We start from the raw sequence: 24,659 nt of genomic DNA on the forward strand, positions 1-24,659 counted from the left end.
GCGGCCGGCCATCACAGAGGCATCATGGTAGACAAGACGACTTTCCGGGACGCCATGGCGGGGCTGGGCGCCGCCGTCAACGTCATCACCACCGACGGCGTGGCGGGCGTGGGCGGCTGTACGGCGTCGGCCGTCTGCCCGGTCACGGACGACCCGCCCACGCTGGTGGTCTGCATCAACCGCGCCAGCCGCAACAACGCGGCCATCCGCGAGAACGGCCGGCTCTGCGTCAACGTGCTGGCCGCCGAGCAGCGCGACCTGGCCATGCGCTTTGCGGACAAGGACCTGTCGCTCGATGAACGCTTTGCCTGCGCCGAATGGGCGCGGCTGGCCACCGGTGCCCCGGTGCTGCGCGGCGCCGTCAGCGCGCTGGACTGCGTGGTCGAATCCGTGACCGAGGTGGGCACCCATACGGTCTTCTTCTGCGCGGTCAAGGCCGCCCGCACGGATACCGCGCGGGCCGGGCTGATCTACTTCGGACGCGACTTCCACGCCGTGGGTGCGGGCGACCTGCCGCTGGCGTGAGATGACGACGCCCACTTCCACCGCCGCCCCGGTGCCGCGGCGCCAGCGCGGCAAGCTGTTTTCCATCGCCATCCTGCTGCTGGCCGAGGTGGCCGCCATGGGCGTCTGGTTCTCGGCCAGCACCGCCGTGGCGGTGATCAAGGGGACACATGCAATCACCGCGTTCGACGAGGCGCTGCTGACCAGCGCCGTCCAGTTCGGCTTCGTGGCGGGCACGCTGGCGTCGGCGCTGCTGTCGCTGCCAGATCGCTACGACCTGCGCCGGCTGTTCGCCGGATCGGCGCTGGTGGCGGCACTGGCCACCGGCACGCTGGCCTTCGTGGCGCCCACCGGCGGGCTGGTGGTGGTGCTGCGCTTCATCACGGGCATGTGCATGGCCGGTGTCTACCCGGTTGGCATGCGGCTGGCCGCCACCTGGGCGCAGGCGGACCTGGGGCTGCTGATCGGCCTGCTGGTGGGTGCGCTGACGCTGGGATCGGCCAGCCCCCACCTGGTGGCGGCCTACCTGGTGCCCACGGCGGGCGGGCTCGACTGGCGCGCGATCTACGGCACGGCGGCGGCCTGCGCGGCCGGTGCGGCGTTGCTGATCGGGCTGGCGGCGGTCGGGCCGAACCTGCGCAAGGCGGCGCGCATCGACCCGGCCAAGATTGCCCAGGCATGGCGGCAGCCGGCCGTGCGGCTGGCCAACCTGGGCTACCTGGGTCATATGTGGGAGCTGTACGCGATGTGGGCGTGGCTGGCGCTGTTCCTGCAGCAGACGTTCGACGCGCGCGGCCTGTCCGACCCGCGCGGCCGGGCGGAACTGCTGACGTTCGCGGCCATCGCCATCGGGGCGCTCGGCGCGTGGCTGGGCGGCTGGCTGGCAGACCGCGTGGGCCGCACGGCCGTGACGATTGGCGCGATGGCCACCAGCGCGTCGTGCGCGGCGCTGATGGGCTGGCTGGGCGCCGCGCCGATGGCGGTGCTCGTGACCGTGGCGCTGGTCTGGGGCGTGTCGGTCATCGCCGATTCCGCGCAGTTCTCGGCCAGCATCACCGAACTGGCCGAGCCGTCGTCGATCGGCACGCTGCTGACGGCGCAGACTTGCGCCGGCTTTCTGCTGACGCTGGTCAGCATCCACCTGGTGCCGGACGTCGTCGCGTGGCTGGGCTGGCGCGCCGGCTTCGGCATGCTGGCCATCGGCCCGGCGCTGGGCTGCGTGGCGATGTGGCGGCTGCGGCAACACCCGGACGCCCGCCGGCTGGCCGGGGGGCGGCGGTAGGGCGGCAGGGCGGCAGGGCAGGCGAACGTCCATCGCCCGGCTGTTGCAAATTGTTGACTCGTCACCCCAATCGGGGGATGTCCGGCTGGGGACGTGCTGTTACAGTCGCGCGCAACCCGCTGTCGTACGCGCTGGCGTGGCCGCTGCCCGCAATCCGGGCGGCTTTCGCTCCAGATAACGACAAATACGGGTCAGGTCGATGTTTTCTTACGCTTTTGCCGGCGCGCGCGCTGCCGGCCTTGCCATGCTTGCCGCGGCGCTGCTTGCCGCCTGCGGCTCGGACGATGCCGATTCCCCGGCTCAGCCCGCCACGCCGGCGGCGTCGCGGCTGGTGGTCGATACCGGCAGCGCTGCGCCGGTTGCGGGCGGCACGCTGACGCTCAAGGCCACGCTGCTGGCCGCCGACGGCACCGAGGTCAAGGGCGCCAGCTTTGCCTGGACGTCGTCGGACGAGACGGTGGCTACCGTGCTGTCGGCCTCGGACAAGGCCCCGACGGCGGCCGCGCCGGTCGGCATCTACGCCACGATCCGCACCCTGGCGGCCGGCCGGGCCGATATCACGGCCACGGCCACCCTGCCCGACGGCAGCCGTATCGCCAGCGTGACCCATCTGACGGTGCAGGCCACGCCGGCCGTGTCGTACACGCTGACGCTCACGCCGGCGACCCTGACCGTGGTGGCCGGCGCCGCCGCGCAGACCGTGTCCGTGGCGGTGCGCCGCTCCGATGGCGTGGACGGCGTGGCCGACCTGGCGAACTGGTCCTGGACCAGCGATGACGCCAGCTTTGTCGTGACCCCGGCGGCGGATGGCCGTGGCGCCAAGGTAGCCAGCCCCGGCTCGGCATACAGTGCGGCGGCCGCGACACTGACCGCCTGCGCCGACGCGCCCGCTGGCCCCCGCCTTTGTGCCAACGCGGCGCTGACGCGCAACACGTCGCTGCCGCCGACCTATACCGTGGGTGGCACGGTCTCCGGGCTGGCGGCCGGCAAGAGCCTGCAACTGGCCGATATCAGCGGCGATACGCAGGTCATCGCCGGCAATGGCGTATTCACGATGCCGACCCCGCGTCCGGGCGCTTCGTCCTATGCGGTATCGGTGTCGGCGCAACCGGCGGGCCAGACCTGCTCCGTGACCCACGGGACCGGCACGGTGGCGTCCGGCAACGTCGCCGACATCGCGGTGGCGTGCGTGCAGGCCCAGTTCGTCGTGGTGGCAAACCGGGCGGACCAGACGTTCTCGGTCTACCGCGTGGACCCGGCCAGCGGCGCGCTGGCGGCCGTGCAGGGCAGCCCGTTCACCTCTGGGGACAACGTCAACGACATTGCCTTCCTGCCGAACGGCCAGGTGGGGTATGCGGTGATGCCGAATACCAACCGGGTGGTGAGCTTCCGGCTTGACCCGGCCACGGGTGCGATGGCGGAGATTCCGGGCTCGGCTCGCAGTTCGGTCTTGACTGCGCCTCAGGCAGTTACCGTCCATCCCACGGGCAGGTCCCTGATTGTTGGGGCCGGGCGGGGGATCGTGTGGTACCCCATCGATCCAGCTTCACTGGTGCCGGCGGGCGGCGTGGACTACGAGGCGTCGGGCCTGGGCCAGACGCGCGACGTCGAGTTCTCTCCTGACGGGCTGTACCTCTATACCGCCAATTCGATCGTGGGCCAGATCCCCAAATTCCCCATTGCCAGCAATGGCGGCGTGATCGGTTTTGGGTCGATCGACTATTCCGTCGGTGTCATCATGCCCAGTGCCATGTCCTTTTCGCCAGACGGCCGCACGCTGCTCTATACCAGCGAGCAGGACGGCTTGCTCGGCGTGGGCACGGTCGACCCGGCAGGGGGGCAGATCCAGTCCAGCCAGCTGGTGCCGACAGCCCCGTTCCCGTCCGATGTCGCCATGACGCCATCCGGGCAGTTTGCCTTCGTGCTGAGCGGCATCGGCGCCGGTATCACGGGCTACAAGGTCGTCGGTCCCGGCGTGGTGCCGCTGCCCGGCATCGCGCCCACCGGCCCCGGTTCGGGCTCGGGCCGCCTCAAGGTGGAACCGGGCGGCCGTCGCCTGTACGTCGCCATGTTCAACCAGAATCTGGTGTCGGGGTTCTCGATCGACGCCACGACCGGCGCGCTGACGCCGATTCCCGGCAGCCCGTTCCCGACGGGCTTTGGCAATACGTCGATCGCCATCGTCGAACCGCGCCCCTGAGGCCGCCGTCCGCCCATAAAAAAACCCGGCGCGGGGCCGGGTAAAAGCGGAAAGTGTCGGTAAGGCAGGTCAGAAGCGGTGGCGGACCCCCATCATGGCGCCGAACTGGTTGTCGCCGGCGGTCACGCCCGTGCCGCCCAGCGACACCGTGGAGCCGAGGCCCTTGTCCGTCTGGTTCCAGACGTAGCCCATGTTCAGGTAGGCGCTGGTGCGCTTGGAGAACGCGTAGTCGGCCGATGCCACGAGCACCAGCGGGTCCGCGCCGGTATGGCCGTAGTCCTGGTAGTAGACCGAGCCCTTCAGCGTCAGCGCCGGCGTGACCTGGTAGCCCATGCCCAGCCAGTAGATGTTGCTGCGGTGGAAGGCGCCATGGCCCAGGCCGGTCAGGTTTTCCCAGCGGTAGCCGGCGTAGACCTTGGCCGGGCCCACTGCGTAGCTGGCGGCCAGCGCGGCGCGCTGGTCCTTGAGCAGGCCGTTGGGCTGGCGCAGGTCGTAGACCAGGCCCAGGTCCAGCGGGCCGGCCGTGTAGCGCAGGCTGGCCGCGTACTGGCGGCCGCTCTTGTAGTCGCCGGGGATCTCGCCGGCGCCAAAGCCCGGCACGGCCGTCATGTCGTAGCCCGTGCTGTACAGCGCCGAGGCGGTCAAGCCGCCGTACTTGCCCGTGTACTTGAGCGAGTTGTCGGCGCGGCTGGCCATGGCGGCGTCCATGTTCACGATCGAGTACTGCACGTCGGCGGCCATCGGGTCGAACGCCAGCGTGAAGTCGTAGATCGGGGTCTGGTGGCGGCCCAGCGTCAGGGCGCCGAAGCCGGCTTGCAGGCCCAGGTAGGCCTGGCGGTTGAACAGCCGGCCGCCGTTGGAGGCGCCCGTGTCGATGTCGAAGCCGCTTTCCAGCACGAAGAGGCCCTTCATGCCGCCGCCCAGGTCCTCGGTGCCGCGCAGGCCCCACCACGAACCCGTGGTGACACCGTTGCCGGACTGCACGCGGACGTTGCTGTTATTGCCGCCGTCGCGGGACAGGTACTCGATGCCGGCATCGGCCACACCGTACAGGGTGACGCTGGACTGGGCTTGTGCGCCTGCGGCCAGCAATGCGGTGGCCGCTGCAGCCGCCAGTTTGATTTTCATGCCTTGTTCTCCGAGGTTGAAAAAGGTCCGGCAATGATGGGAAGGCAGCCGGTTCGCGGCTTTGATATAGCTCGACATTTGTGCAATCCGTGGCCGATTTTTCGCACCGTGGCATGGCCGCCTGGCATCGGCGTACGGCCCGCGTGGCACTTGTACGAAAAGGCGCGGACAACCGCCTGCGATCTGTTGCACTTGCGCGAAAACGCCTTGCCACAGGGGTTTGGCGATGGCCGGTGTGGCGCGCGCGTATCGCTGCTGGCCGCCGCGTCGAACCATTCCGACACCCGATTCGGTGCACGTCCTACAAGCCCCGCGGCCCACGCTTCCTACACTGGAAACCAGCGCCGATGCCTGCCCCAACGCCGCGTTCCACGTGGCCGGCAGGCCGGACATTCAGGAACCGACCACAGGAGTGCGACCATGAACAAGGATCAGGTGAAGGGCCGAATGAACGAGGCCAAGGGCAAGGCCAAGGAACTGGCCGGCAAGATGACCGGCAAGACCTCCACGGAGATCAAGGGCAAGGCCGAGCAGGTGGCGGGCCGCACCCAGGCCGCCTACGGCGACACCAAGGCCGACATGAAGAAGAATCCGCAGAAGAACCCGCGTTGATCGCGCGGCAGACACTGCCGGATGGCACGGAAGGCGGGGTCGCGAACCCCGCCTTTTTCACGTCCGCACCATGATTTGCAGGGGACAAGCGATGAGATCGGCGCAAACCGCGACGCTGGCGGCATCGATGGGCGATATCGTCGCGGCCCCTGGCCAGACCGTGCCGCTGCAGGAAGTCCTGCGCCAGCGGCAGCTTTTTGCCGAGATGGTCGAGGCCATGCAGGGCGACGTCACGCTGCAGCAGGTGCTGGACAGCGCGGTACGCACGGCCGCGCAGGGCTGCGGCGCGCCCATGGGCAAGGTGCTGGAACTGGACGCCGCCCGGGGCACCCTGGTCATCCGCAGCCACCATGGCCTGAAAGCGGCCGACATGGGCCGCGAGGTGGGCGAGGCCGCCAGCGGCAACCCGCCCGGCGAGGCCCTGCGGCAGGCCGCGCCCGTGGTGGACGCCGACGTGCGGCGCCGCCCGCGCGACGTCCTGCCGGCGATCTTCGTGGAGAACGCGGTGGTCACCTCGGTGAACCTGCCGCTGATCAACCACGACGGCGCCTACGGCGTGCTGGAGGTGGATTTCCGCGAAACGGTGGAAATTGGCGCGCTGGAGATGTCGTTCCTGGCGTCGGTGGCCGGCATGCTGGCCGAATGCATCGAAAAGCATCGCGCGCAGGCCGCGCTGGCGCTGGAGCGCGACGCCAAGGCGCTGCTGCTGCGCGAACAGCAGCACCGGGTGCGCAACAATTTCCAGATGATCATCGCGATGGTCCAGCGCAGCACGTTCCTGGCCAGCGAGGACGGCCGCAAGCCGCTGCGCGAGATCGAGCGCCGCATCTTTGCCATGGCGTCGCTCTACAACCACCTGCTGGGCCTGAGCGAGCAGGCGCAGCATGCCGACCTGGGCCGCTACCTGGGCGGGCTGGCGGCCAGCTTCGACGAGTTCTACGACCTCAAGGCCAGCGGCATCGCGTTCAACCTGGACGTCCAGTTCGGGCTCGTGGCCGACCTGGACCGCTGCACGACCATCGGCATCATCGTCAACGAACTGGTCGCCAATGCCGTGGAACACGCGTTCGCGGGCGGCAGCGGCGAGATCCGGGTGTCGCTGGCCGCGTCGCCGCCGCGCGGCTGCGTGGTCCGCGTGTCGGACGATGGCCGGGGGCTGCCGGCCGGGCCCGGAGAGGAAGGCGTGGGCCTGCGCACGGTGCGCCGCATGCTGGAGGGCATTGGCGGCCGGCTGGACGTGGCGTCAGCCACGGGTCAGGGCGCCGCGTGGACAATCACGGTCGATCGCCTGTAGGCGGCAGCACGCGGCCCGGGTTCAGCAGGTTCTTGGGGTCCAGCGCGCGCTTGACCTGCCACATCAGCTCCAGCTCCACGGGCGACTTGTAGCGGCTCAGGTCGTCGCGCTTGGCCACGCCGATGCCGTGCTCGGCCGAAATGGAGCCATTCTCGGCGTAGGCCAGCCCGTCAACGAGGTCGGACACGGGCTTGTACCACTGCGCCAGGAAGCTCCTGGCGTCGCGGTCGCGCGGGCGCAGCGGGTTGAAGTGGACGTTGCCGTCGCCCATGTGGCCGTAGATCACCATGCGCGTGGCCGGCTCCAGCGCCAGCACCTCGGCCGACGCCCGCTCTATGAACTGCGCGATGCGCGACACCGGCACCGAGATGTCGCACTTGATGCTGCCGCCGGTGCGCGTCTGGGCGTCGGAGATTTCCTCGCGGATGCGCCAGAACTGCTGAACGTCGGCCAGGCTCGACGCCACGGCGGCGTCCACCACCCATTCGTTGCCCAGGCCGGTTTCCAGGATCTCCATCAGCGTGCCGTTCAGCGTCTCGGCGTCGGTGCCCGACGTCAGCTCAATCAACACCATCCAGTCGTGCCGAGCCGGCAGTGGCGACGGGATATCGCCGAGGTATTCGAGCACGAGGTCCAGCGCCGGGGCCGATATCAGCTCGAACGCCGTGACGGCGCCGCCGGACAGCGCGCGCGCCTCGCCCAGCAGCCGCACCGCCGCCTCGGGGCTCTGCACGGCCACGAACGCCACGGCCGTGGCGCGCGGCTGCGGCATCAGCTTCAGCACGGCGCCGGTGATGATGCCCAGCGTGCCCTCGGCGCCGATGAACAGGTGCTTGAGGTCGTAGCCGGTGTTGTCCTTGCGCAGCCCCTTGAGCGACGAGAACACGCGTCCGTCGGGCAGCACCACCTCGATTCCCAGCACCAGGTCGCGCATGTTGCCGTAGCGCAGCACCGCCGTGCCGCCGGCATTGGTCGACAGGTTGCCGCCGATCTGGCACGACCCCTCCGAGCCAATCCGCAGCGGAAACAGCCGCCCGGCCTCGTCGGCGGCCGCCCGCGCGGCGGACAGCGTCACGCCGGCTTCCACGGTCATCGTGTCGTTGACCGTGTCGATGGCCAGCACGCGGTGCATCTTCCTGAGGCTGATGACGACGGCCGTGCCGCTGTCGTCGGGCACCGCGCCGCCCATCAGCGACGTGTTGCCGCCCTGCGGCACCACCGGCACGTCGTGCGCATGGCACCACGCCATCACGCGGCTGACCTGCTCGGTGGTCGTCGGCATGACCACCAGCGGCGAGCGCCCGTGATAGATGCGGCGATAGTCGGTCACGTACGGCTCGGTGTCGGCGGGGTCGCTCAGGCAGCCTTGCGGGCCGACGATGGCCGCCATGGCGTGGCGCAGGGCGTCCGGGTGGGACAGGGCTTCGGAAGTCGGGGACGGCATGTTTCGGGGCTCGGAACGTCGGGGAGGGATCAGTATGCAGCGCCGGGCGCGGACACCTGCTGGGCGCGCTCGGGCAGGAATTCGGCGGCCAGCTTGCGCGCCGCGTTGGCGTAGACCAGCACGTCGACGCCGGTAGCCACGAACGTGCAGCCCAGCTCCAGGTAGCGGCGCGCCAGCGCGTTGTCCGATGTCAGCGTGCCGGCCGCCTTGCCGCTGGCGACGATCGTGCGCATGGCCGATTCGATCTGCGCCTGCACCTCGGGATGGCCCGGGTTGCCGCGGTGGCCCATCGACGCCGCCAGGTCGGCCGGGCCGATGAACACGCCGTCCACGCCGTCGACGGCGCACAGCGCGTCCAGGTTCTGCATGGCGGTCACGGTCTCGGCCTGCACCAGCAGGCAGACCTCGTCGTCGGCCACGTCCAGGTAGTCCTTGCGGGCGCTCCATTGCGACACCCGCGCCACGGCGCTGCCCACGCCGCGCACGCCGAACGGCGGATAGCGCGTGGCGCGCACCAGCGCGGCGGCCTGCTCGGCGGTGTCGACCATCGGAATCAGCAGCGTGCGGGCGCCGACGTCCAGCAGCTGCTTGATCAGCGCGGTCTCGCCGGACACGGCGCGCACCACGGCCTGCGAGCGGTACGGGCCCAGCGCCTGCAGCGTCTGCAGGATCGAGCGCACGTCATTGGGCGCGTGCTCGCCATCGACGAGCAGCCAGTCGAAGCCGGCCGTGGCGGTGATCTCGGCCAGGTACGGCGACGCGGCGGACATCCACAGGCCGATCTGGGCCTGGCGGGCGGCCAGGGCGGCCTTGAACGGGTTATGGGCAGGCATGGGGTTGTCTCCTCGAAGGGCCAGGCGGCCGGATGCCGGGTGGCTCAGCCTAGCTGGCCCTGGCACAGATACTTGGTATGCATGTAGTCGTCAAGTCCGTGGCGCGACCCCTCGCGGCCGTAGCCCGATTCCTTGACGCCGCCGAACGGCGCCGCCTCCGACGCCAGCGCGCCCTCGTTGATGCCGACGATGCCGGTTTCCAGCGCCTGTGCCACGCGCCAGACGCGGCGCACGTCGCTGGAATAAAAATAGGCGGCCAGTCCGAACGGGGTGTCGTTGGCGTCGCGGACCACCTCGTCCTCGTGCGTGAAGCGGAACACGGGCGCCACCGGGCCGAAGGTTTCCTCGTGGGCCAGTTCCATGGCCGGCGTGGCATCGACGAGCACGGTCGGGGCGTAGTAGTGCGGGCCGTCGGCGGTGCGCAGGCGCTCGCCGCCCACCACCACGCGGGCACCCCTGGCCACGGCGTCGCGCACGTGGCGCTCGATCTTGTCGACGGCCCGCGCGTTGATCATCGGCCCGATCTGCGCGGCGGGCTCGGTGGCCGGCCCCACGTGCAGCGCGCCCACGCAGGCGGCCAGCCTGGCCACGAACGCGTCGTGCACGCCAGCCTGCACGTAGACCCGGTTCGGGCAGACGCAGGTCTGGCCGCCGTTGCGGAACTTGGCGGCCATCAGGCCGTCGACGGCGGCATCGAGGTCGGCATCGTCGAACACGATGAACGGCGCATTGCCGCCCAGTTCCAGCGACAGCTTCTTGAGCGTGCCGGCCGATTCCCGCGCCAGGTGCTTGCCCACGGGCGTGGAGCCCGTGAACGTGATCTTGCGCACGCGCGGGTCGGCCAGCCAGGCATCGACCACGGCCGGCGTATGGGCGCGCGACGCGGTGACGATGTTCAGCACGCCCGGCGGCAGTCCGGCCTGCTCGGCCAGCGCCACCAGCGCCAGCGCGGTCAGCGGCGTGTCCTCGGCCGGCTTGGCCACAACGGTGCAGCCGGCCGCCAGCGCCGGGGCGATCTTGCGCGCGATCATCGCCAGCGGGAAGTTCCACGGCGTGATGGCCGCCACCACGCCCACCGGCTCCTTGAGCACGAGCATCTTGCGGCCCGGCACGGCCTCGGCCACCACGTCGCCGCAGATGCGCGTGGCTTCCTCGGCAAACCATTCGACGTACGACGCGCCGTAGCGCACCTCGCCCACGCTCTCGTGCATCGGCTTGCCCTGTTCGGCGGAGATGATGCGCGCCAGGTCCGGCTCGTGGGCCAGGATCAGCGCGTGCCAGCGCTTGATCAGCTGCGCGCGCTCGCGGGCCGGGCGGCGGCTCCAGGCGGGAAAGGCGGCCGCGGCGGCGTCGGCGGCGCGGCGGGCGTCACCGGCGTCGCTGTCCGGCACGCTGGCGATGACCGCGCCCGTGGCCGGATCGGTCACGTCGAAGCGGGCGCCGCTGTCGCACCATTGCTGGTCGATGAAGTTCTGCGTGCGCAGCAGGGCGGGGTGGGTGAGGGTGGTCAGCATCGGGTGGGGTGGTCAGACGTTGGAAGGCCGGCAAGCGCCGTGGGGGAGACGGCTAGCTCACGATCCCCACGTGCCACGGCACGAATTCGTGGTCGCCCAGGCCCAGCAGTTCGCTCTTGGTGCGCTCGCCGGAGGCGGCGCGCAGGATGTGCGCGAAGATCCGTTCGCCCATCTGGGCCACGCTCAGTTCGCCGTCCAGCACCAGCCCGCAGTTGATGTCCATGTCTTCCTCCAGCCGGCGGTACATCGGCGAGTTGGACGCGAGCTTGATCGTCGGGGCGGGCTTGGAGCCGAACATCGAGCCGCGCCCGGTGGTGAAGCAGATCAGGTTGGCGCCGCTGGCGATCTGGCCCGTGGCGGCCACGGGGTCGTAACCGGGGGAATCCATGAACACGAAGCCGGCCTGGTCGATCGGCTCGGCGTACTCGTACACGGCCTGCAGCGGCGTGGTGCCGCCCTTCATGGCCGAGCCCAGCGATTTCTCGAAGATGTTGGCCAGCCCGCCCTGCTGGTTGCCGTGGCCCACCACGCCGTTGAACTGCGCGTTGTGGCCGGCGGTGTAGCGCTCCCACCACGCCAGGCGGTCCAGCAGTTTCTGGCCGACCTCGGGCGTGACCGCGCGGCGCGTGAGCATGTATTCCACGCCGTGGATCTCGGGCGTCTCGGACAGGATGGCCGTGCCGCCGTGGCGCACCAGGATGTCCATGGCCGCGCCCAGCGCCGGGTTGGCCGTGATGCCCGAGAAGCCGTCCGACCCGCCGCATTCGAGCCCGATCTTGATGTGGCTCGCGCTGACCGGCTGGCGGCGGTACGCATTGGCCGCCGGCAGCATGGACTCGATGGCGCGGATGCCGGCCGCGATGGTGGCGCGGGTGCCGCCGGTGTCCTGCATGACCAGCGTGTGCAGGTTCTCGCCGGGCACCAGTCCCTGCGAATCCACCAGCGACGCCACCTGGTTGCGCTCGCAGCCCAGCCCGACGATCAGCACGCCGGCCAGGTTCGGGTGCCGGGCATAGCCGGCAATCGTGCGGCGCAGCAGGTCGAAATGCTCGCTCGGCGACGACATGCCACAGCCGCTGCTCTGCGCGAAGGCGGCCACGCCGTCGACATTCGGATAGGCCGCCAGCCGTTCCGGCGTGAAATGCGCGGCGATGTGCTTGATGACCGTGGCCGAGCAATTCACCGACGACAGGATGCCGATGAAGTTGCGCGTCCCCACGCGGCCGTCGGGCCGCACGTAACCCATGAACGTGGCGCGCTCGGCCTCGGGCACGTAGGCCACCGGGCGCACGTCGGCGCAGAAGGCCGGGTCGCGGTAGAAGTCGACGAGCCGGAGGTTGTGGCTGTGCACGTGCTCGCCGGGCACGATGTCGCGGTCGGCCACGCCGATCACGGTGTCGTACTTCCTGACCGGCTCGCCGCGGGCAATCGCGCGCGCGGCAATCTTGTGCCCGGCCGGCACCTGGGCGCGCACGCGCACGTCCAGGTCGGGCAGGTGCTGGCCCAGCGTCAGGTCGCCCCGGGCGATCAGGACGTTGTCGTTGGCATGCAGGCGGATGACGGGGTTCAGGGTCACGGTGGTCGGGGGCGGTGCGGATCAGCTCTGCGCGAGCATGTCCTTGAGTTTCAGGCGCTGGATGAGCTGGGTCTCCTGGTCGTAGACCGCGGCGACGTACTTCTTGTATTCGGGACCGTCCAGGTACATGACCGGCGCGTCGATGCGCGACGCCACGGCCTTGAACTCGGCGCTGGCCACCGCCGCGCGGAATGCGTCGCGCAGCTTCTTCTCGACGTCGGGCGGCAGGCCCTTGGGCGCGCCGATGCCGTTGGGCGCCTCCACCACCACGTTGAAGCCCAGTTCCTTGAGCGTGGGCGTGTCCTTGAAGCGCGGCGTGCGCTGCTCGCCCCAGGTGGCCAGCAGGCGCAGCTTGCCCGCTTCCACGTGCGGCGCCCACGAGCTGGAATCGGCCAGCAGCTCCACCTGGTTCGCCAGCACGTCCTGCAGCGCCTGCGAGCCGCCCTTGTAGGCCACCGCGTTGAACCTGACGCCGACGGCCAGCGCAAACTGTTCCATGCCGACGTGCGTGGCGCCGCCGATGCCGGCGTGCGCGTACGTCACGCGGCCCGGGTTGGCCTTGGCCTCGGCAATCACGTCGGCCAGCGTCCTGTAGCGCGAGTTGGCCGGCACGGCGATGCCAAAGGTCTGGCCCGACGTGCGCGCCAGGTAGGTCAGGTCGGTGCGCGGGTCAAGCTGGAGCATGCCGAGCTGCGAGAAGCGCGTGACCGAGATCGGGATCTGGCCGATCGTGTAGCCGTCCGGCGCGGCGCTGGCCAGCGCCTTGGTGCCGATCATGCCGGACGCGCCGGCGCGGTTTTCCACCACGATGGACTGCTTGAGCAACCCCGACGCCACCTGGCACAGCGTGCGCATCGACTGGTCCGCCGTGCCGCCCACGGGCCACGGGCAGATGAACTTGATGGGGCGGTCCGGATACTCGCTGGCGGCGCGCGCGATGCGCGGGCCCAGCAGGGCGGCCGTGCCGGTGGCGGCAACGGCGGTGGCGGCGGCGCTGCCCAGCAGCAGGCGGCGGCGCGAAAGGCTGGCGGGAAGGCCGTGTGTCATGGGGATTGTCTCCAACGCTGTTCTAGGTCGCGGGCGGGCTGTGACGCCCATCCGCTCTGCCAGCGATTGTGGGCGCGGGCAACATAACCATCCAATAGAAAATTGGCATTGCTTCATAACCTGCCGGTTAGGTAGACTCGCCGCCATGGCCCATATCGACCGCGCCTTCCGTTCCAACATCAAGCTCAGGCACCTGCAACTGCTGGTGGCGCTGGACGAGTTCCGTCACCTGGGCCGGACCGCCGAGTTCCTGTCGGTCAGCCAGCCGGCGGTGTCGAAGGTGCTGGCCGAGGTGGAGAAGATGCTGGGGCTGACGCTGTTCACGCGCTCCACGCGCGGCACCGAGCCCACGCCGGCCGGCGAATCGCTGGTGCGCTTTGCGCGCGCGGTGCTGGCCCAGTACGACGTGACGCGCGACGAGATCGAGGCCGTGGCCAGCGGCGCGGCCGGCCGCGTGCGCGTGGGGTCGATGGGCGCCACGCTGCCCGTGCTGCTGGCCCAGGCCGTGGCACGCCTGAAGGCGCAGTCGCCGCGCGCCACGGTGCTGGTGGAAGAGGGCGACCTGACGCACCTGCTGCCCCGGCTGCGGCTGTCGGAGCTGGACGTGATCGTCGGCCGGCTGGAACCGGCCTACGCGGCGCCGGACCTCGTCACCGAGGCGCTGTACGAGGAGCCGATGGTCGCCATCGTCGCGGCCGGCCACGCGCTGGCCGGCAAGGCGCGCCCGGGCTGGGCCGATGTGGCGTGCCAGCCGCTGGTGCTGCCGCCGCCGTGGGCGTCACTGCGCGTGAAGATCGAGCAGGCACTGCATCGGCACGGCCAGACGCTGCCGGCCGACATCATGGAATCGTCGTCGTACCTGGCCGTGACCACGTTCGTCGCGCAGCGCCAGGCGGTAGGATTCGTCGCCCGCGCCGTGGGCCGCCAGTTGCAGGCCGAGGGCCGTTTTCACGTGCTGGCGATGCCGGTGGAGGTAGACCTGCCGCCCGTGGGGCTGATCACGCTGCGCGACCGCCGGCTGCCGCCGGCCGTATCCGATCTGGCCGCCTGCCTGCGCGAAGCGGCGCGCGACATCGAACGCGCCGGCGCCGCCGCGCCCCGGCCCCGAACCCGAAAGACCACCCGCGAGACCTGACAGGACGTCATGACAGAACACCCGAGACCCTCCCGCCGGACCGATGTGATCGTGCTGGGCGCCGGCATCGTCGGCGTCGCCACGGCGCTGGCGCTGCAGCAGCGCGGCCACGCGGTCTGCCTGGTGGATCGCAACGCGCCGGGGCGCGAGACCTCGTACGGCAATGCCGGCATCATCCAGCGCGAGGCGGTGCAGCCCTACGCGTTTCCGCGCGCCTGGCAGGCCATCCTGCGCGTGGCCGCGCGGCGCGGCAACGACGTGCACTACCACCTGCGGGCGCTGCCGTCGCTGGTGCCTGCGCTGGCGCGCTACTGGCACGCGTCGGCGCCGCAGCGCTACGCCGCCACGGTCAGCGCCTATGCCGCGCTGATCCGCCATTGCATCGACGAACACGCGCCGCTGGTCGAGCGCGCCGGCGCGCAGGACCTGATCCGCAAGACCGGCTGGTTCGAGGCGTACCGGACCCCGGCCGCGTTCGACGCCGCCGCGCGCGAGGCTGGCACGGTGGCCGCCGCGCACGATCTTCGCCATGCCATCCTGGACGGCGCCGCGCTGGCGCGCGAGGAACCGGCGCTGCAACGCACGCTGGCCGGCGCCGTGCACTGGCAGGACCCATGGACCGTCAGCGATCCGGGCGAACTGGTGGCGCGCTACGCGGCGCTGTTCGAGCGCAAGGGCGGCGTGCTGCTGCGCGCCGATGCCGACACGCTGCGCGCGTCGGGCAGCGGCTGGACCGTGCAGACCGCCGACGGCACCATCGACGCCGAACACGCCGTGATTGCGCTGGGCCCGTGGGCGGCCGGGCTGACGCAGCGGCTTGGCTACCGCCTGCCGCTGTTCGTCAAGCGCGGCTATCACCGCCACTATCGCGTGGCGTCCATGCCGGCCCGCCCGCTGCTCGACGCCGAGAACGGCATGCTGCTGGCGCCGATGCGGCAGGGGCTGCGGCTGACCACGGGCGCCGAGTTCGCCCACCACGACGCACCGCCGACGCCGGTGCAGTCCGCGCGCGCCGAACTGCTGGCGGCCGATCTGGTGCGGCTGGGCCCGCCCGTGGAAGCCACGCCGTGGATGGGCGCGCGGCCGTGCATCGCCGACATGCGGCCCGTGGTGGGCCGCGCGCCGCGCCACGCCAACCTGTGGTTCCACTTCGGCCACGGGCACCAGGGCCTGACGCTGGGCCCGGCCACGGCGCGCCTGCTGGCCGAGCTGTTCGACCGCGACACACCGTACGTCGACCCCGCGCCGTACGATCCGCGCCGCTTCGGCGGCTAGCGCCTGGCGCGGCGCGTGGCTGGCCCTGGCGCTTGTTTTTCCCCTCTCCCTCTGGGAGAGGGGTGAGGGCCAGCGGTTCAACATGCCATGGTCGGCAAGCAGCACCGCCACGCCCTCTCCCCCGGCCCCTCTCCCGCGATGCGGGAGAGGGGAGCAAACACGCGGGCGGTGGCTGGCCCTGGCGCTTGTTTTTCCCCTCTCCCTCTGGGTGAGGGGTTAGGGGTGAGGGCCAGCGGTTCAAGATGCGATGGCCGGCGATCAGCCCCACCTTATCCCTCCCCCGATACCTCCACCAGGCAGCTCATCGCGTTCGGTCCTTGCGTCAGGTCCGACGTGCCGATGTCGAGCGTCAGCGTGTTGGCGGCGCCGGCGCGGTCCAGGCCGTCGGCGTCCGGGTTGTACCACGCCCCGGTGGCGATCATGGCCACGCCGCGCGTGATGCCGTCGCTGACGGCCAGCCCGGCGGCGATGGCGCCGCGGGTGTTGTGGACGCGTACGCGCATGCCGGGCGTCAGGCCGCGCGCGGCGGCGTCGGCGGGGTGCAGCGTGATGCGTTCCGCGCCGGCTACCTTGCCCGACTGGGCCAGCGGTGCCGCGTCGAGCTGGCTGTGCAGGCGGTCGGCCGGTTGCACCGAGACCAGATGCAGCGGATGGCGCTGCGCCTCGGGTGCGCCCAGCCATTCGGCTGGCGGCTGCCAGTTCGGATGGGTGCCGCAGTCGTCGGACAGCCGCCCCAGCGTGGCGCTGGACAGCTCGATGCGGCCGCTCCGCGTGCGCAGCGGGTGGGCCAGCGGGTCGCGGCGGAAATCGTCGAACAGCACGAAGTCCTCGGCCGGCGGCGGCAGGGCGACATGGCCCGCGCGCCAGAACGTGTCGAAGTCGGGCAGGTCGATGCCGGCGCGCGCCTGTGCTTCGCGGCAGCGGGCGTAGATGGCCTCGATCCAGCCGGGCTCGTCGCGGCGCTCGGTGAATGCGTCGCGGTAGCCCAGCCGTTCGGCCAGTCCCGTGAAGATGTCGAGATCGCTGCGCGCCTGGTGCAGCGGCGCGATGGCGCGGTGCATCGCCAGCACGTAGCGGTCGCGCGACGAGCCGCCGATATCGTTGCGTTCCAGCGCCGTGGTCACGGGCAGCACGATGTCGGCGTGGCGCGCGGTGGCCGTCCAGACGATGTCCTGCACGATCACCGTCTGCGGCCGCGCCCACGCCTGACGCAGCCGCGCGAGCTGCTGGTGGTGATGGAACGGGTTGCCGCCGGCCCAGTGCACGAGCTTCACGTCGGGATAGTGGCGCGTCTCGCCCTGGAAGCGGTACGGGGTGCCAGGATGCAGCAGCATGTCGGCAAGCCGCGCGCACGGGATGTCCAGGTCCGCCGGATTGCGGCCCACCGGCATCTCGGGCCCTGGCGTGGCCACGCGCGGATTGCCCACGCCATTCATCGACCCATGGCCGAAGCCGAACCCGCCGCCCGGCAGCCCGATCTGCCCGAGCATGGCCGCCAGCGCAATCGCCATCCAGTAGGGCTGCTCGCCGCGATGCTGGCGCTGCACGGCGAAGCTGCACGTGATGTAGCTGCGCCGGCCGGCCAGTTGCGCGGCCAGCCGTTCGATGCGCGCGGCCGGGATGCCGGTGATGGCGGCCGCCCACGCCGGCGTCTTGGGCGTGCCGTCGCTATCGCCCAGCAGGTAGGCTTCCAGCTCGGCCCAGCCGCTGCAATGCGACTGCAGGAACGCCGCGTCGTGCGCGTCGGCGCGGCGCAGCGCGTAGGCCAGCGCCAGCATCAGCGCCACGTCGGTGTTCGGGCGGATCGGGACCCATTCGGCGCCCAGGAAGTCCGGGCAGTCGTCGCGCGTGGGGCTGACGTTGATGACCGTGGCGCCGCTGGCGGCCAGCTTGCGCAGCCATTGCGCCTGCGTATGCTCGGCCGCGCCGCCGGACGATACCTGCCCGTTCTTGAGCGCCAGCCCGCCAAAGGCCAGGAACACCTCGGTATGGGCGATCAGGCTCGGCCATGCGGTCACACGGCCGGTCAGCGGCTGGTAGGTGCCAATCACGTGCGGCAGCAGGAACTGCGCCGTGCCCCAGCTGTAGTTGCCGACCTGGTCGACGCAGCCGCCGCCGGTGAAGTGGAAGCGGCGGATCAAGGAGCGCGCGTGGTGCAGCCGTCCCGCCGACGACCAGCCGTACGATCCGCCGAACACGCCCGACGGCCCGTACGTGCCGCGCACGCGGGCGATCTCGCCGGCGACGAGGTCGAGCGCGTCGTCCCAGGACACTTCCACGAAATCGTCGCGGCCGCGCGCGTGGCCGTCGCTGGACTCGCGCCGCGCCAGCCAGCCGCGCCGCACCATCGGCGCGCGGATGCGCGTGGGCGAGTAGACCATCGGTACGATGGCGTCGAGCAGCGGCGACGGATCGGGGTCGGCGGCAAACGGCTCGCAAGCGATCAGCCGGCCGTCCTCGACCACGGCGGTGAAGGCGCCCCAGTGGGCCAGTTGCGGATAGCGGCGGACGATCACGGTATCAGTCGCCCTGGATGCCGGCCTTGCGGATCAGGTCGCCCCACTTGGTGCGCTCGGTGGCCAGCAGCCGCGCGAACTGCTGCGGCGTGTCCGACGTGGCATCCATGCCCGATACCGCCAGCCGCTGGCGGATGTCCGGATCGGCCATGACCTTGACCAGCGCCTTGTTCAGCGTGGCAACCACGTCGGCGGGCGTGCCGGCCGGCGCCACCAGCCCGTACCAGTTGGTGACCTCGTAGCCGGGCACGCCGGCTTCCGCCACGGTCGGCACGCCCGGGAACTGGGCCGACCGCGTGGCCGTGGTCACGGCCAGCGCGCGCAGCTTGCCGGAAGCAATCAGCGGCTTGGCCGATGGGTCGGAGAACGTGATCGGCACCACGCCGCCCATCACGTCGGTCAGCGCCGGCGTGGTGCCCTTGTACGGCACGTGCTGCATCTGCACGTGGGCCAGCATCTTGAACTGCTCGGCGGCGATCTGGCCGATGGTGCCGTTGCCGCCGGACGCGTACGAGAACCGGCCGTTGGCGCTGCGCACGGCGGCCAGCATGCCCTGCACGTCCTTGTACGGCGTGTCGGCGCCGGTGACCAGCACGTTGGGCATGGTCACCAGCACGCTCACTGGCGCGAAGTCTTTCTGCGGGTCGTAGTTGAGCTTGCGCAGGTTGGGCCAGATCGTGAACGACCCCGGCGTGGCGATGTAGAGCGTGTAGCCGTCCGGCGCGGACTTGGCCACCAACTCGGTGGCGATCAGCCCGCCGGCGCCGGGCCGGTTGTCGATGATCACGTTGGCCTTGAGCTGGTCCGACAGCGCCGGGGCGATGGCCCGCGCCAGCGCATCGGCGCCGCCGCCGGGCGGAAAGCCCACGACCACGCGGATCGGCTTGGCCGGGTCGGGCCAGGCGGCGTGGGCCAGCGGGGAAAGCAGGGCGAGGGCTAGGAGGAGGGTGTGGCGGGGAAGCATGGTGAGGCTCCGAAGATCTTGTGTGAAACTGGGTAAGAGGTTGCGATGCCTGCCCTCTCCCCCGGCCCCTCTCCCGCGCGCGGGAGAGGGGAGACAACTACCAGCTGTTCAGATGGCTTGGGTTTGCTCCGTGCTCCCGCGCGCGGGAGAGGGGAGACAACCGCGGGCTGTCCAGATGGCTTGGGTTTGCTCCGCGTTTCCGCGCGCGGGAGAGGGGAGACCACCACCAGCTGTCCAGATGCCTTTGGTTTGCTCCCCTCTCCCGCTTGCGGGAGAGGGGCTGGGGGAGAGGGCCGGCCGTCCGTCATGCGACGGCGCCGGAAGACAGCGACACCTGGTCCCACTCCCACGCCACGAACGCAAGCCGTTCGCCGGTGTGGACCACGGGGTCGCTGCGCAGGCCGATCAGCACGCCGTCGCGCGGGAACGGCCTGACGGGGGTGAGCGATGCGTCGAGCTTGAGCGTGTCGCCGATCGACTGGCCTTCGCGCAGCAGGTCGCCGGCGCGGGCGCCGGGGATGAACAGGCCGCCTTCGTCGGCGGTGATCCATCCGCGCCGCTTCACGCGCCGCAGCGACGTGGCGGCTGGCTGCGCCGGCGGGCCGGACAGGATGCCCATCTGCACGGCCAGCGTCTGGAAGCCGGTTTCGGCCACGGCGATGTTGTCGGGCTCGAAGCGGCTGCCGCTGCCCAGTTCGAGCATGAACGCGCAGACGCCGGCGGCCAGGCACTGGTAGTCGAGCGCGCCGGCGATGTTGCCGGGCAGCTCGCCCTTGCCGCCCACGTCCTGCTGGCAGGCCACGTGCGGATGGAATGGCGCCATGGCCGCCAGCACGTCGGCCTCGGTGACGGGGCTGTCCGGATGCACCTTGTAGACCGTGTAGGGCCGGGCATCGAACAGCGGGTTCATCGTGTGCAGGTTGATCAGCACGTCGGCCACGCCGCGCACTTCGGCGATCAGCGCGTGGGCCAGCCGTTCCGATACCAGGCCGCCCGCGTTGCCGGGATAGGTCTGGTCGAGGTCGAGTTCGTCGTACGGATTGCGCTTGCGGCGCGCGTCCAGCGCCTGCGGGTTGCCGGTGGGCGTGACCACCACGTTGCCGTGCATCGTGGCCGGGTCCAGGCCGCGGGCAAAGCGCAGCGCCGCCACCATGCCGTTGATCTCGTCGCCGTGCACCTGGCCGTGCAGCCAGAGCGTGCGGCCGGGATGGGCGCCGCGCACCGCCACGTACGGCAGCGTGACGGCCATGCCCGAGGCCATGGAGCCGACCGGTAGTTGGCCGTTGGTGCGGGCCGGGCCCGATTGCTGGCGCAGCCAGTCACCGATGATAGGCATGGGAAGTGTCCTTGTTGGAGGGTTCGAGCGTGGCGATGGCGGCGAACGCCTGGTCCAGGTCGGCCAGCAGGTCGGGCACCGCTTCGAGCCCGATGTGGAGCCGGATCACGGTGCCGTGGGCGGCCCAGTCCGTGACGCTGCGCGCGCGGCGCATGTCGGCCAGCACGGCCAGACTTTCAAAGCCGCCCCATGACGCGCCGATGCCGAAGAGCCGCAGGCTGTCGACGAAACGCTCGGGCGCCACCGGGGCCGGCGAGCGCAGCGTGAACGAAAGCAGGCCGTTGGTGCCGTGGCAGTCGCGCCGCCACAGCGCGTGGCCCGGGTCGTGCGGCAGCGCGGGGCAGAAGACCTGCGCCACCTCGGGGCGGTCCAGCAGCCAGCGTGCCACGTCGAGCGCGCCGGCCTGATGCTGCGCCAGCCGCGCGCCCAGCGAGCGGATGCCGCGCTGCACCAGGTAGGCGTCGTCGGGGCTCACGGTCATGCCGAAGGCGTCGGCCATGGCCGCCAGCGGCTGCCACGCGGCCTCGGTGGTGCAGACCGTGCCCATCATCACGTCCGAATGGCCGCCCAGGTACTTGGTGGCGGCCATCAGCGAGATATCGGCGCCCAGCGCCAGCGGCCGGTACAGCAGGCCGGAGCCCCACGTGTTGTCCGCCGCCACCAGTGCGCCGTGCGCATGGGCGCGGGCGGCCAGCGCGGGCAGGTCGCACATCTCGTAGACGAGCGATCCCGGCGCCTCCACGTAGACCAGCCGCGTCTCGGGCCGCAGCTTCGCGTCCAGGTCCGTGCCGTCGGCGGCGTAGAAGTCGGCGCCGATGCCGTGCTGGCGCAGGAAGCCGTTGGCCAGGTTGCGCACGGGCTCGTAGACGCAGTCGGGCAGCAGCACGTGCTGGCCGGGGCGCACGTAGGCCAGGATCGTCATCGCCGCCGCGGCCAGCCCGGACGGGAACAGCCGCGTGCGGTGGCCGCCTTCCAGCATCGTCACCATGTCTTCGAGCGCGAAGTTGGTGGGATTGCCGCGCGCGCCGTAGGTGAACAGGCGCTCGGTGTCGCGCCGCGCGCGCATCTCGCGCTGCTGGGCGACCGATTCGAACAGGACGGTGCTGGCCCGCACCACGGGCGGGTTCACCGGCTGGCCGCCGGGCACGCTGGCGGTGCGTCCGGCGTGGGCCAGGCGGGTGGAGAGCGCTTTGGTCATGGCTTGCCTGTGGGTTGGCGGAAGGTGTGTGGGGTTTTGCAAGGCGCGTGCCTAGTCGACATGCGCGCCGGACAGCCGCACGATCTGCGACCACCGCGCGATGTCCTGCCTGAGCTGCGCGGCGAATGCCTCGGGCGTGTTGGCCACCACGTCGCTGCCGCCGTCGTTGATGGTCTTGACCACGTCGGGCATCTGCAGCACCTGCACGATGGCGCGGTTCAGCAGCGCCACGCGTTCGGGCGACGTGCCGGCCGGCACGAAGAAGCCGTACCAGTCCTCGAAGCGTGCATTGCGGTAGCCCATTTCCTCAAGCGTGGGCACCTTGGCGAATACCCCTAGCCGGCGCGGGCTGGTGACGGCCAGCGCACGCATGCGGCCGGCCTGGATGAAGCTGGCCACCGACGACGTCGACGTGATCAGCACATCCACCTGTCCGCCGAGCAGGTCGTTGATGGCCGGGCCCGCGCCCTTGTACGGCACGTGCTGCAGCGACACGCTGCTGTCCTTGTCCAGCACCACGCCCACCAGGTGCGACAGCGTGCCGTTGCCCGGCGTGGCGAACGTGATCTTGTTCGGCTGCGCCCTGGCCTGCGTGGCCAGTTCCTCGAACGTCTTCCACGGCGCGTTGGCCGACACCACGATGGCCAGCGGCGCGGCGTTGATCTGCGTGACCGGGATGAACTGCTTGACCGGGTCGAAGCCCGGCGCGCGGTAGAGCGTCGGGTTGACGGCCATGATCGACACCTGCGAGGTCAGCACGGTGTAGCCGTCGGGCTTGGCCTCGGCCACGTAGCGCGTGCCGATGTTGCCGCCGGCGCCGCCGCGGTTGTCGGTCACCGCGCTCTGGCCCAGCACCTGCGACAGCCGCGTGGCCACCACGCGCGTCACGGCGTCGTTGCCGCCGCCTGCCGGGAACGGCGACACGATGCGCAGCGGCTGCGCCGGAAATCCGTTGACGGGCGCCAGCGGCTGCTGCGCCAGCGCGGCGGCGCAGAGCGTGACGGTGCAGGCGGCAACCAGGTACTGCGACAGACGGCGGGTGATCGGACGGGACATGGGGCGACCTCGTTATGCGTTGGGCAGGTGGTGGGGGTCAGGTTCGGATGGCGGTCAGGCAGCGGGCGGGAAGCGGAACGTCGCCAGCTCCTGAGCGTCGAGCTGGGCGATCAGGCCCGTTTCCCACGCTAGGTACTGGCGCGCGGCGGCCTTGTTGCCGTCGTGCCGGTCGTGGACGAAGAACAGGTAGTCGATGCAGCGCGCGTCGGGCAGCGTGTCGGCGCCGTGCCGCACGGGCAGGCCGGCGGCGCGCCACGCGCCCAGTCCGCCCTGCAGCCGGCGCACGTCGCGGTAGCCCAGCGCCAGCAGGTCGGCGGCGGCGAGGTCGGCCGGATCGTCGGCATCGGCGTCGCCCACCAGCACGAGCGTGGTGTCGTGCGGCACGCCGTGCAGGTCCTGCGCAAGCCGCGCCCGCGTGGACCAGCGCGCGCCGTCGACGTGGCCGGCGCGATAGGCCATGCTGCCGCGCAGATCAAGCGCCAGCATCGCTTGCGCCGCCATGCCGGCCGACAGTTGCGCACTGGTCACGGTCGGCAGCGCGGTGACTTCGGGCGCCGGGCCGTGCGGCCCGCGCACGCCCGCGGCCAGGCCGGCGTCGAGCCCGCCGTCCAGCACCACGGCGTCATGGCCCATCTGGCGCAGCCAGCTGGCGACGACCGGCGCGCGCACGGCGTCGGCATCGAACAGCACCAGCCGGGCGCGGCGCACGCCGACGTACTGGTCGGTGGCCTGCATCAACTGGCCCCCCGGCGTGTGCTGGGCGCCGGGCAGCGTGCGCGCGGCGTATTCCTCGGCCGTGCGGACGTCGCACAGGAACGTCGTGCGTGTGGCGTCGGCCAGCCAGCCGATAGCCTGTTCGGGCGCGATCATCGGCACGCCGAAGCGTTCGGCCAGGGCCCGGGCGGCCGTGCGGGCCGCATCGGCACCAGCGGGCGTGCCGGTGTCCGGGTAGCGCGCCGTGCCGCCGTGTTCGAGCACGAAATCGTTCAGGTACCAGCCCTGGGTGCCGTTTTCCAGCGCGTAGACCGGGTTGGGCACGCCGAAGTTGATCAGCGACTGGGCGCCGATGATGCTGCGCGTGCGGCCGGCGCAGTTGATGACGACCGGCGTGGTGGTGTCCGGCACCAGATCGCGCAGCCGGTAGGCCAGCTCGCCGTTCGGGCAGCAGATGGCGCCGGGGATGTTCATCTTGCGGAATTCGCTGGCGGGGCGGCCGTCCAGCACCACGGGCGGCTGCGCGCCGGTACGCATGGCCGCCAGCTCCTGCGCCGACACGCGCGGCGTGTGGTAGTGGTGCTCGGCCAGTTCGCCGAACGTCTTTGACGGCACGTTCACGCCCGCGAACAGCGTGTAGCCGGCCGCCTGCCAGGCCGGCATGCCGCCGTCGAGCACGTGCAGGTTGCGGTAGCCCAGCCGGGCCAGCGCGGCGGCGGCACGCGCGGCCACGCCGTCGCCGTCGTCGGCCAGCACGATGCGGGCGTCGGTGCGGGGCGCCAGGCGGCCCACGTCCAGCTCCAGCCGGCTGTACGGCAGCGGCACGGCGTAGAACGGATGGCCCTCGCCATACTGGCCGTGCTCGCGGACGTCGAACAGCGCGATTTCGTCGGGGTCGTGCAGCCAGCCCTTGAGCGTGGGGGCGTCGACGGGTCGATAGATGGCCTGGGTCATGAATTTTGGGCAAAAGGGGGCCGTCCTCGCGCGCGGGGCGCGAAGTGGCGGCGGGATTCTCGGGAGTCGGGGCGCGG

The 24,659-nt window shown here is 71.1% G+C and carries 19 protein-coding genes; 7 read left to right on the top strand and 12 right to left on the bottom strand.

Translation table 11 applies throughout. The features are described 5' to 3' along the window. Positions 1-24: 24 nt before the first annotated feature. The 3 genes from EHF44_RS24175 (at position 25) to EHF44_RS24185 (ending at position 3,986) form a co-directional block, all read left to right on the top strand. A complete protein-coding gene (locus tag EHF44_RS24175; RefSeq protein ID WP_124686211.1) occupies positions 25-525 on the top strand; it encodes a flavin reductase in 501 nt (166 codons plus the stop codon). A gap of 1 nt (position 526) precedes the next feature. Beyond that, positions 527-1,786: an MFS transporter gene (locus EHF44_RS24180; protein WP_124686212.1), complete on the top strand. Its 1,260-nt coding sequence runs from the start codon at positions 527-529 to the stop codon at positions 1,784-1,786. Between the two features lie 199 nt (positions 1,787-1,985). Next, the gene (locus EHF44_RS24185) at positions 1,986-3,986 is read left to right on the top strand and encodes a lactonase family protein (RefSeq protein WP_124686213.1); all 2,001 of its coding nucleotides are present in this window, start codon (positions 1,986-1,988) and stop codon (positions 3,984-3,986) included. A gap of 69 nt (positions 3,987-4,055) precedes the next feature. Here EHF44_RS24185 and EHF44_RS24190 read toward each other — a convergent pair whose 3' ends face one another. Then, positions 4,056-5,114 carry a porin gene (locus EHF44_RS24190; protein WP_124686214.1) on the bottom strand — a complete coding sequence of 353 codons (1,059 nt, stop codon included), beginning with the start codon at positions 5,112-5,114 and terminating at the stop codon, positions 4,056-4,058. A 420-nt stretch (positions 5,115-5,534) separates the two neighbouring features. Here EHF44_RS24190 and EHF44_RS24195 point away from each other — a divergent pair, with 420 nt between their 5' ends. Together EHF44_RS24195 and EHF44_RS24200 are read left to right on the top strand one after the other, a co-directional pair. Further along, positions 5,535-5,726 carry a CsbD family protein gene (locus EHF44_RS24195; protein ID WP_124686215.1) on the top strand — a complete coding sequence of 64 codons (192 nt, stop codon included), beginning with the start codon at positions 5,535-5,537 and terminating at the stop codon, positions 5,724-5,726. A gap of 91 nt (positions 5,727-5,817) precedes the next feature. Beyond that, the gene (locus EHF44_RS24200; RefSeq protein ID WP_172966171.1) at positions 5,818-7,020 is read left to right on the top strand and encodes a sensor histidine kinase; all 1,203 of its coding nucleotides are present in this window, start codon (positions 5,818-5,820) and stop codon (positions 7,018-7,020) included. On the opposite strand, the gene EHF44_RS24205 is transcribed toward EHF44_RS24200, so the two are convergent. The 5 genes from EHF44_RS24205 to EHF44_RS24225 form a co-directional block, all read right to left on the bottom strand. Continuing rightward, on the bottom strand, positions 7,001-8,410 hold the full coding sequence (locus tag EHF44_RS24205; protein WP_124686760.1) for an FAD-binding oxidoreductase: 1,410 nt from the start codon (positions 8,408-8,410) through the stop codon (positions 7,001-7,003). The genes EHF44_RS24200 and EHF44_RS24205 overlap by 20 nt on opposite strands. 83 nt (positions 8,411-8,493) lie before the next feature. Further along, the gene (gene hpaI, locus EHF44_RS24210) at positions 8,494-9,297 is read right to left on the bottom strand and encodes a 4-hydroxy-2-oxoheptanedioate aldolase (protein WP_124686217.1); all 804 of its coding nucleotides are present in this window, start codon (positions 9,295-9,297) and stop codon (positions 8,494-8,496) included. Positions 9,298-9,341: 44 nt separating this feature from the next. Beyond that, positions 9,342-10,811: an NAD-dependent succinate-semialdehyde dehydrogenase gene (locus EHF44_RS24215; RefSeq protein ID WP_124686218.1), complete on the bottom strand. Its 1,470-nt coding sequence runs from the start codon at positions 10,809-10,811 to the stop codon at positions 9,342-9,344. Positions 10,812-10,863: 52 nt separating this feature from the next. Beyond that, a complete protein-coding gene (locus tag EHF44_RS24220; RefSeq protein WP_124686219.1) occupies positions 10,864-12,387 on the bottom strand; it encodes a UxaA family hydrolase in 1,524 nt (507 codons plus the stop codon). A gap of 21 nt (positions 12,388-12,408) precedes the next feature. Then, the gene (locus tag EHF44_RS24225) at positions 12,409-13,434 is read right to left on the bottom strand and encodes a tripartite tricarboxylate transporter substrate binding protein (protein WP_124686220.1); all 1,026 of its coding nucleotides are present in this window, start codon (positions 13,432-13,434) and stop codon (positions 12,409-12,411) included. A 145-nt stretch (positions 13,435-13,579) separates the two neighbouring features. On the opposite strand from EHF44_RS24225, the gene EHF44_RS24230 reads away from it, so the two are divergent. Both EHF44_RS24230 and EHF44_RS24235 read left to right on the top strand, forming a co-directional pair. Continuing rightward, positions 13,580-14,569, top strand: a complete 990-nt coding sequence (locus EHF44_RS24230; protein ID WP_124686221.1) for a LysR substrate-binding domain-containing protein — start codon at positions 13,580-13,582, stop codon at positions 14,567-14,569. A gap of 9 nt (positions 14,570-14,578) precedes the next feature. After that, on the top strand, positions 14,579-15,844 hold the full coding sequence (locus tag EHF44_RS24235) for an NAD(P)/FAD-dependent oxidoreductase (RefSeq protein ID WP_124686222.1): 1,266 nt from the start codon (positions 14,579-14,581) through the stop codon (positions 15,842-15,844). 269 nt (positions 15,845-16,113) lie between these two features. Here EHF44_RS24235 and EHF44_RS24240 read toward each other — a convergent pair whose 3' ends face one another. The 6 genes from EHF44_RS24240 to EHF44_RS24270 form a co-directional block, all read right to left on the bottom strand. Then, the gene (locus EHF44_RS24240; protein ID WP_124686223.1) at positions 16,114-18,360 is read right to left on the bottom strand and encodes a molybdopterin-dependent oxidoreductase; all 2,247 of its coding nucleotides are present in this window, start codon (positions 18,358-18,360) and stop codon (positions 16,114-16,116) included. Between the two features lie 4 nt (positions 18,361-18,364). Further along, positions 18,365-19,324, bottom strand: coding sequence for a Bug family tripartite tricarboxylate transporter substrate binding protein (locus tag EHF44_RS24245; protein WP_124686224.1), 960 nt, complete (start codon positions 19,322-19,324; stop codon positions 18,365-18,367). A gap of 304 nt (positions 19,325-19,628) precedes the next feature. Next, positions 19,629-20,660, bottom strand: coding sequence for a M14 family metallopeptidase (locus EHF44_RS24255; RefSeq protein WP_124686225.1), 1,032 nt, complete (start codon positions 20,658-20,660; stop codon positions 19,629-19,631). After that, positions 20,644-21,858 carry a cystathionine beta-lyase gene (metC, locus tag EHF44_RS24260; protein WP_124686226.1) on the bottom strand — a complete coding sequence of 405 codons (1,215 nt, stop codon included), beginning with the start codon at positions 21,856-21,858 and terminating at the stop codon, positions 20,644-20,646. The genes EHF44_RS24255 and metC overlap by 17 nt, the downstream gene beginning before the upstream one ends. A 51-nt stretch (positions 21,859-21,909) precedes the next feature. Further along, positions 21,910-22,914 carry a Bug family tripartite tricarboxylate transporter substrate binding protein gene (locus EHF44_RS24265; RefSeq protein WP_124686227.1) on the bottom strand — a complete coding sequence of 335 codons (1,005 nt, stop codon included), beginning with the start codon at positions 22,912-22,914 and terminating at the stop codon, positions 21,910-21,912. Between the two features lie 54 nt (positions 22,915-22,968). Next, entirely contained in the window at positions 22,969-24,582 is a 1,614-nt protein-coding gene (locus EHF44_RS24270) for a rhodanese-like domain-containing protein (RefSeq protein ID WP_172966172.1), read from the bottom strand. Positions 24,583-24,659 lie beyond the last annotated feature (77 nt).

The organism is Cupriavidus pauculus, from assembly GCF_003854935.1.
GTDB classification, from domain to species: Bacteria; Pseudomonadota; Gammaproteobacteria; order Burkholderiales; family Burkholderiaceae; genus Cupriavidus; species Cupriavidus pauculus_C.

Coding starts and splice junctions, on each gene's coding strand:
- EHF44_RS24175 (WP_124686211.1), top strand. CDS start 25: ATGGTAGACAAGACGACTTTCCGGGACGCCATGGCGGGGCTGGGCGCC.
- EHF44_RS24180 (WP_124686212.1), top strand. CDS start 527: ATGACGACGCCCACTTCCACCGCCGCCCCGGTGCCGCGGCGCCAGCGC.
- EHF44_RS24185 (WP_124686213.1), top strand. CDS start 1,986: ATGTTTTCTTACGCTTTTGCCGGCGCGCGCGCTGCCGGCCTTGCCATG.
- EHF44_RS24190 (WP_124686214.1), bottom strand. CDS start 5,114: ATGAAAATCAAACTGGCGGCTGCAGCGGCCACCGCATTGCTGGCCGCA.
- EHF44_RS24195 (WP_124686215.1), top strand. CDS start 5,535: ATGAACAAGGATCAGGTGAAGGGCCGAATGAACGAGGCCAAGGGCAAG.
- EHF44_RS24200 (WP_172966171.1), top strand. CDS start 5,818: ATGAGATCGGCGCAAACCGCGACGCTGGCGGCATCGATGGGCGATATC.
- EHF44_RS24205 (WP_124686760.1), bottom strand. CDS start 8,410: ATGGCGGCCATCGTCGGCCCGCAAGGCTGCCTGAGCGACCCCGCCGAC.
- hpaI (WP_124686217.1), bottom strand. CDS start 9,297: ATGCCTGCCCATAACCCGTTCAAGGCCGCCCTGGCCGCCCGCCAGGCC.
- EHF44_RS24215 (WP_124686218.1), bottom strand. CDS start 10,811: ATGCTGACCACCCTCACCCACCCCGCCCTGCTGCGCACGCAGAACTTC.
- EHF44_RS24225 (WP_124686220.1), bottom strand. CDS start 13,434: ATGACACACGGCCTTCCCGCCAGCCTTTCGCGCCGCCGCCTGCTGCTG.
- EHF44_RS24230 (WP_124686221.1), top strand. CDS start 13,580: ATGGCCCATATCGACCGCGCCTTCCGTTCCAACATCAAGCTCAGGCAC.
- EHF44_RS24235 (WP_124686222.1), top strand. CDS start 14,579: ATGACAGAACACCCGAGACCCTCCCGCCGGACCGATGTGATCGTGCTG.
- EHF44_RS24245 (WP_124686224.1), bottom strand. CDS start 19,324: ATGCTTCCCCGCCACACCCTCCTCCTAGCCCTCGCCCTGCTTTCCCCG.
- EHF44_RS24255 (WP_124686225.1), bottom strand. CDS start 20,660: ATGCCTATCATCGGTGACTGGCTGCGCCAGCAATCGGGCCCGGCCCGC.
- metC (WP_124686226.1), bottom strand. CDS start 21,858: ATGACCAAAGCGCTCTCCACCCGCCTGGCCCACGCCGGACGCACCGCC.
- EHF44_RS24265 (WP_124686227.1), bottom strand. CDS start 22,914: ATGTCCCGTCCGATCACCCGCCGTCTGTCGCAGTACCTGGTTGCCGCC.
- EHF44_RS24270 (WP_172966172.1), bottom strand. CDS start 24,582: ATGACCCAGGCCATCTATCGACCCGTCGACGCCCCCACGCTCAAGGGC.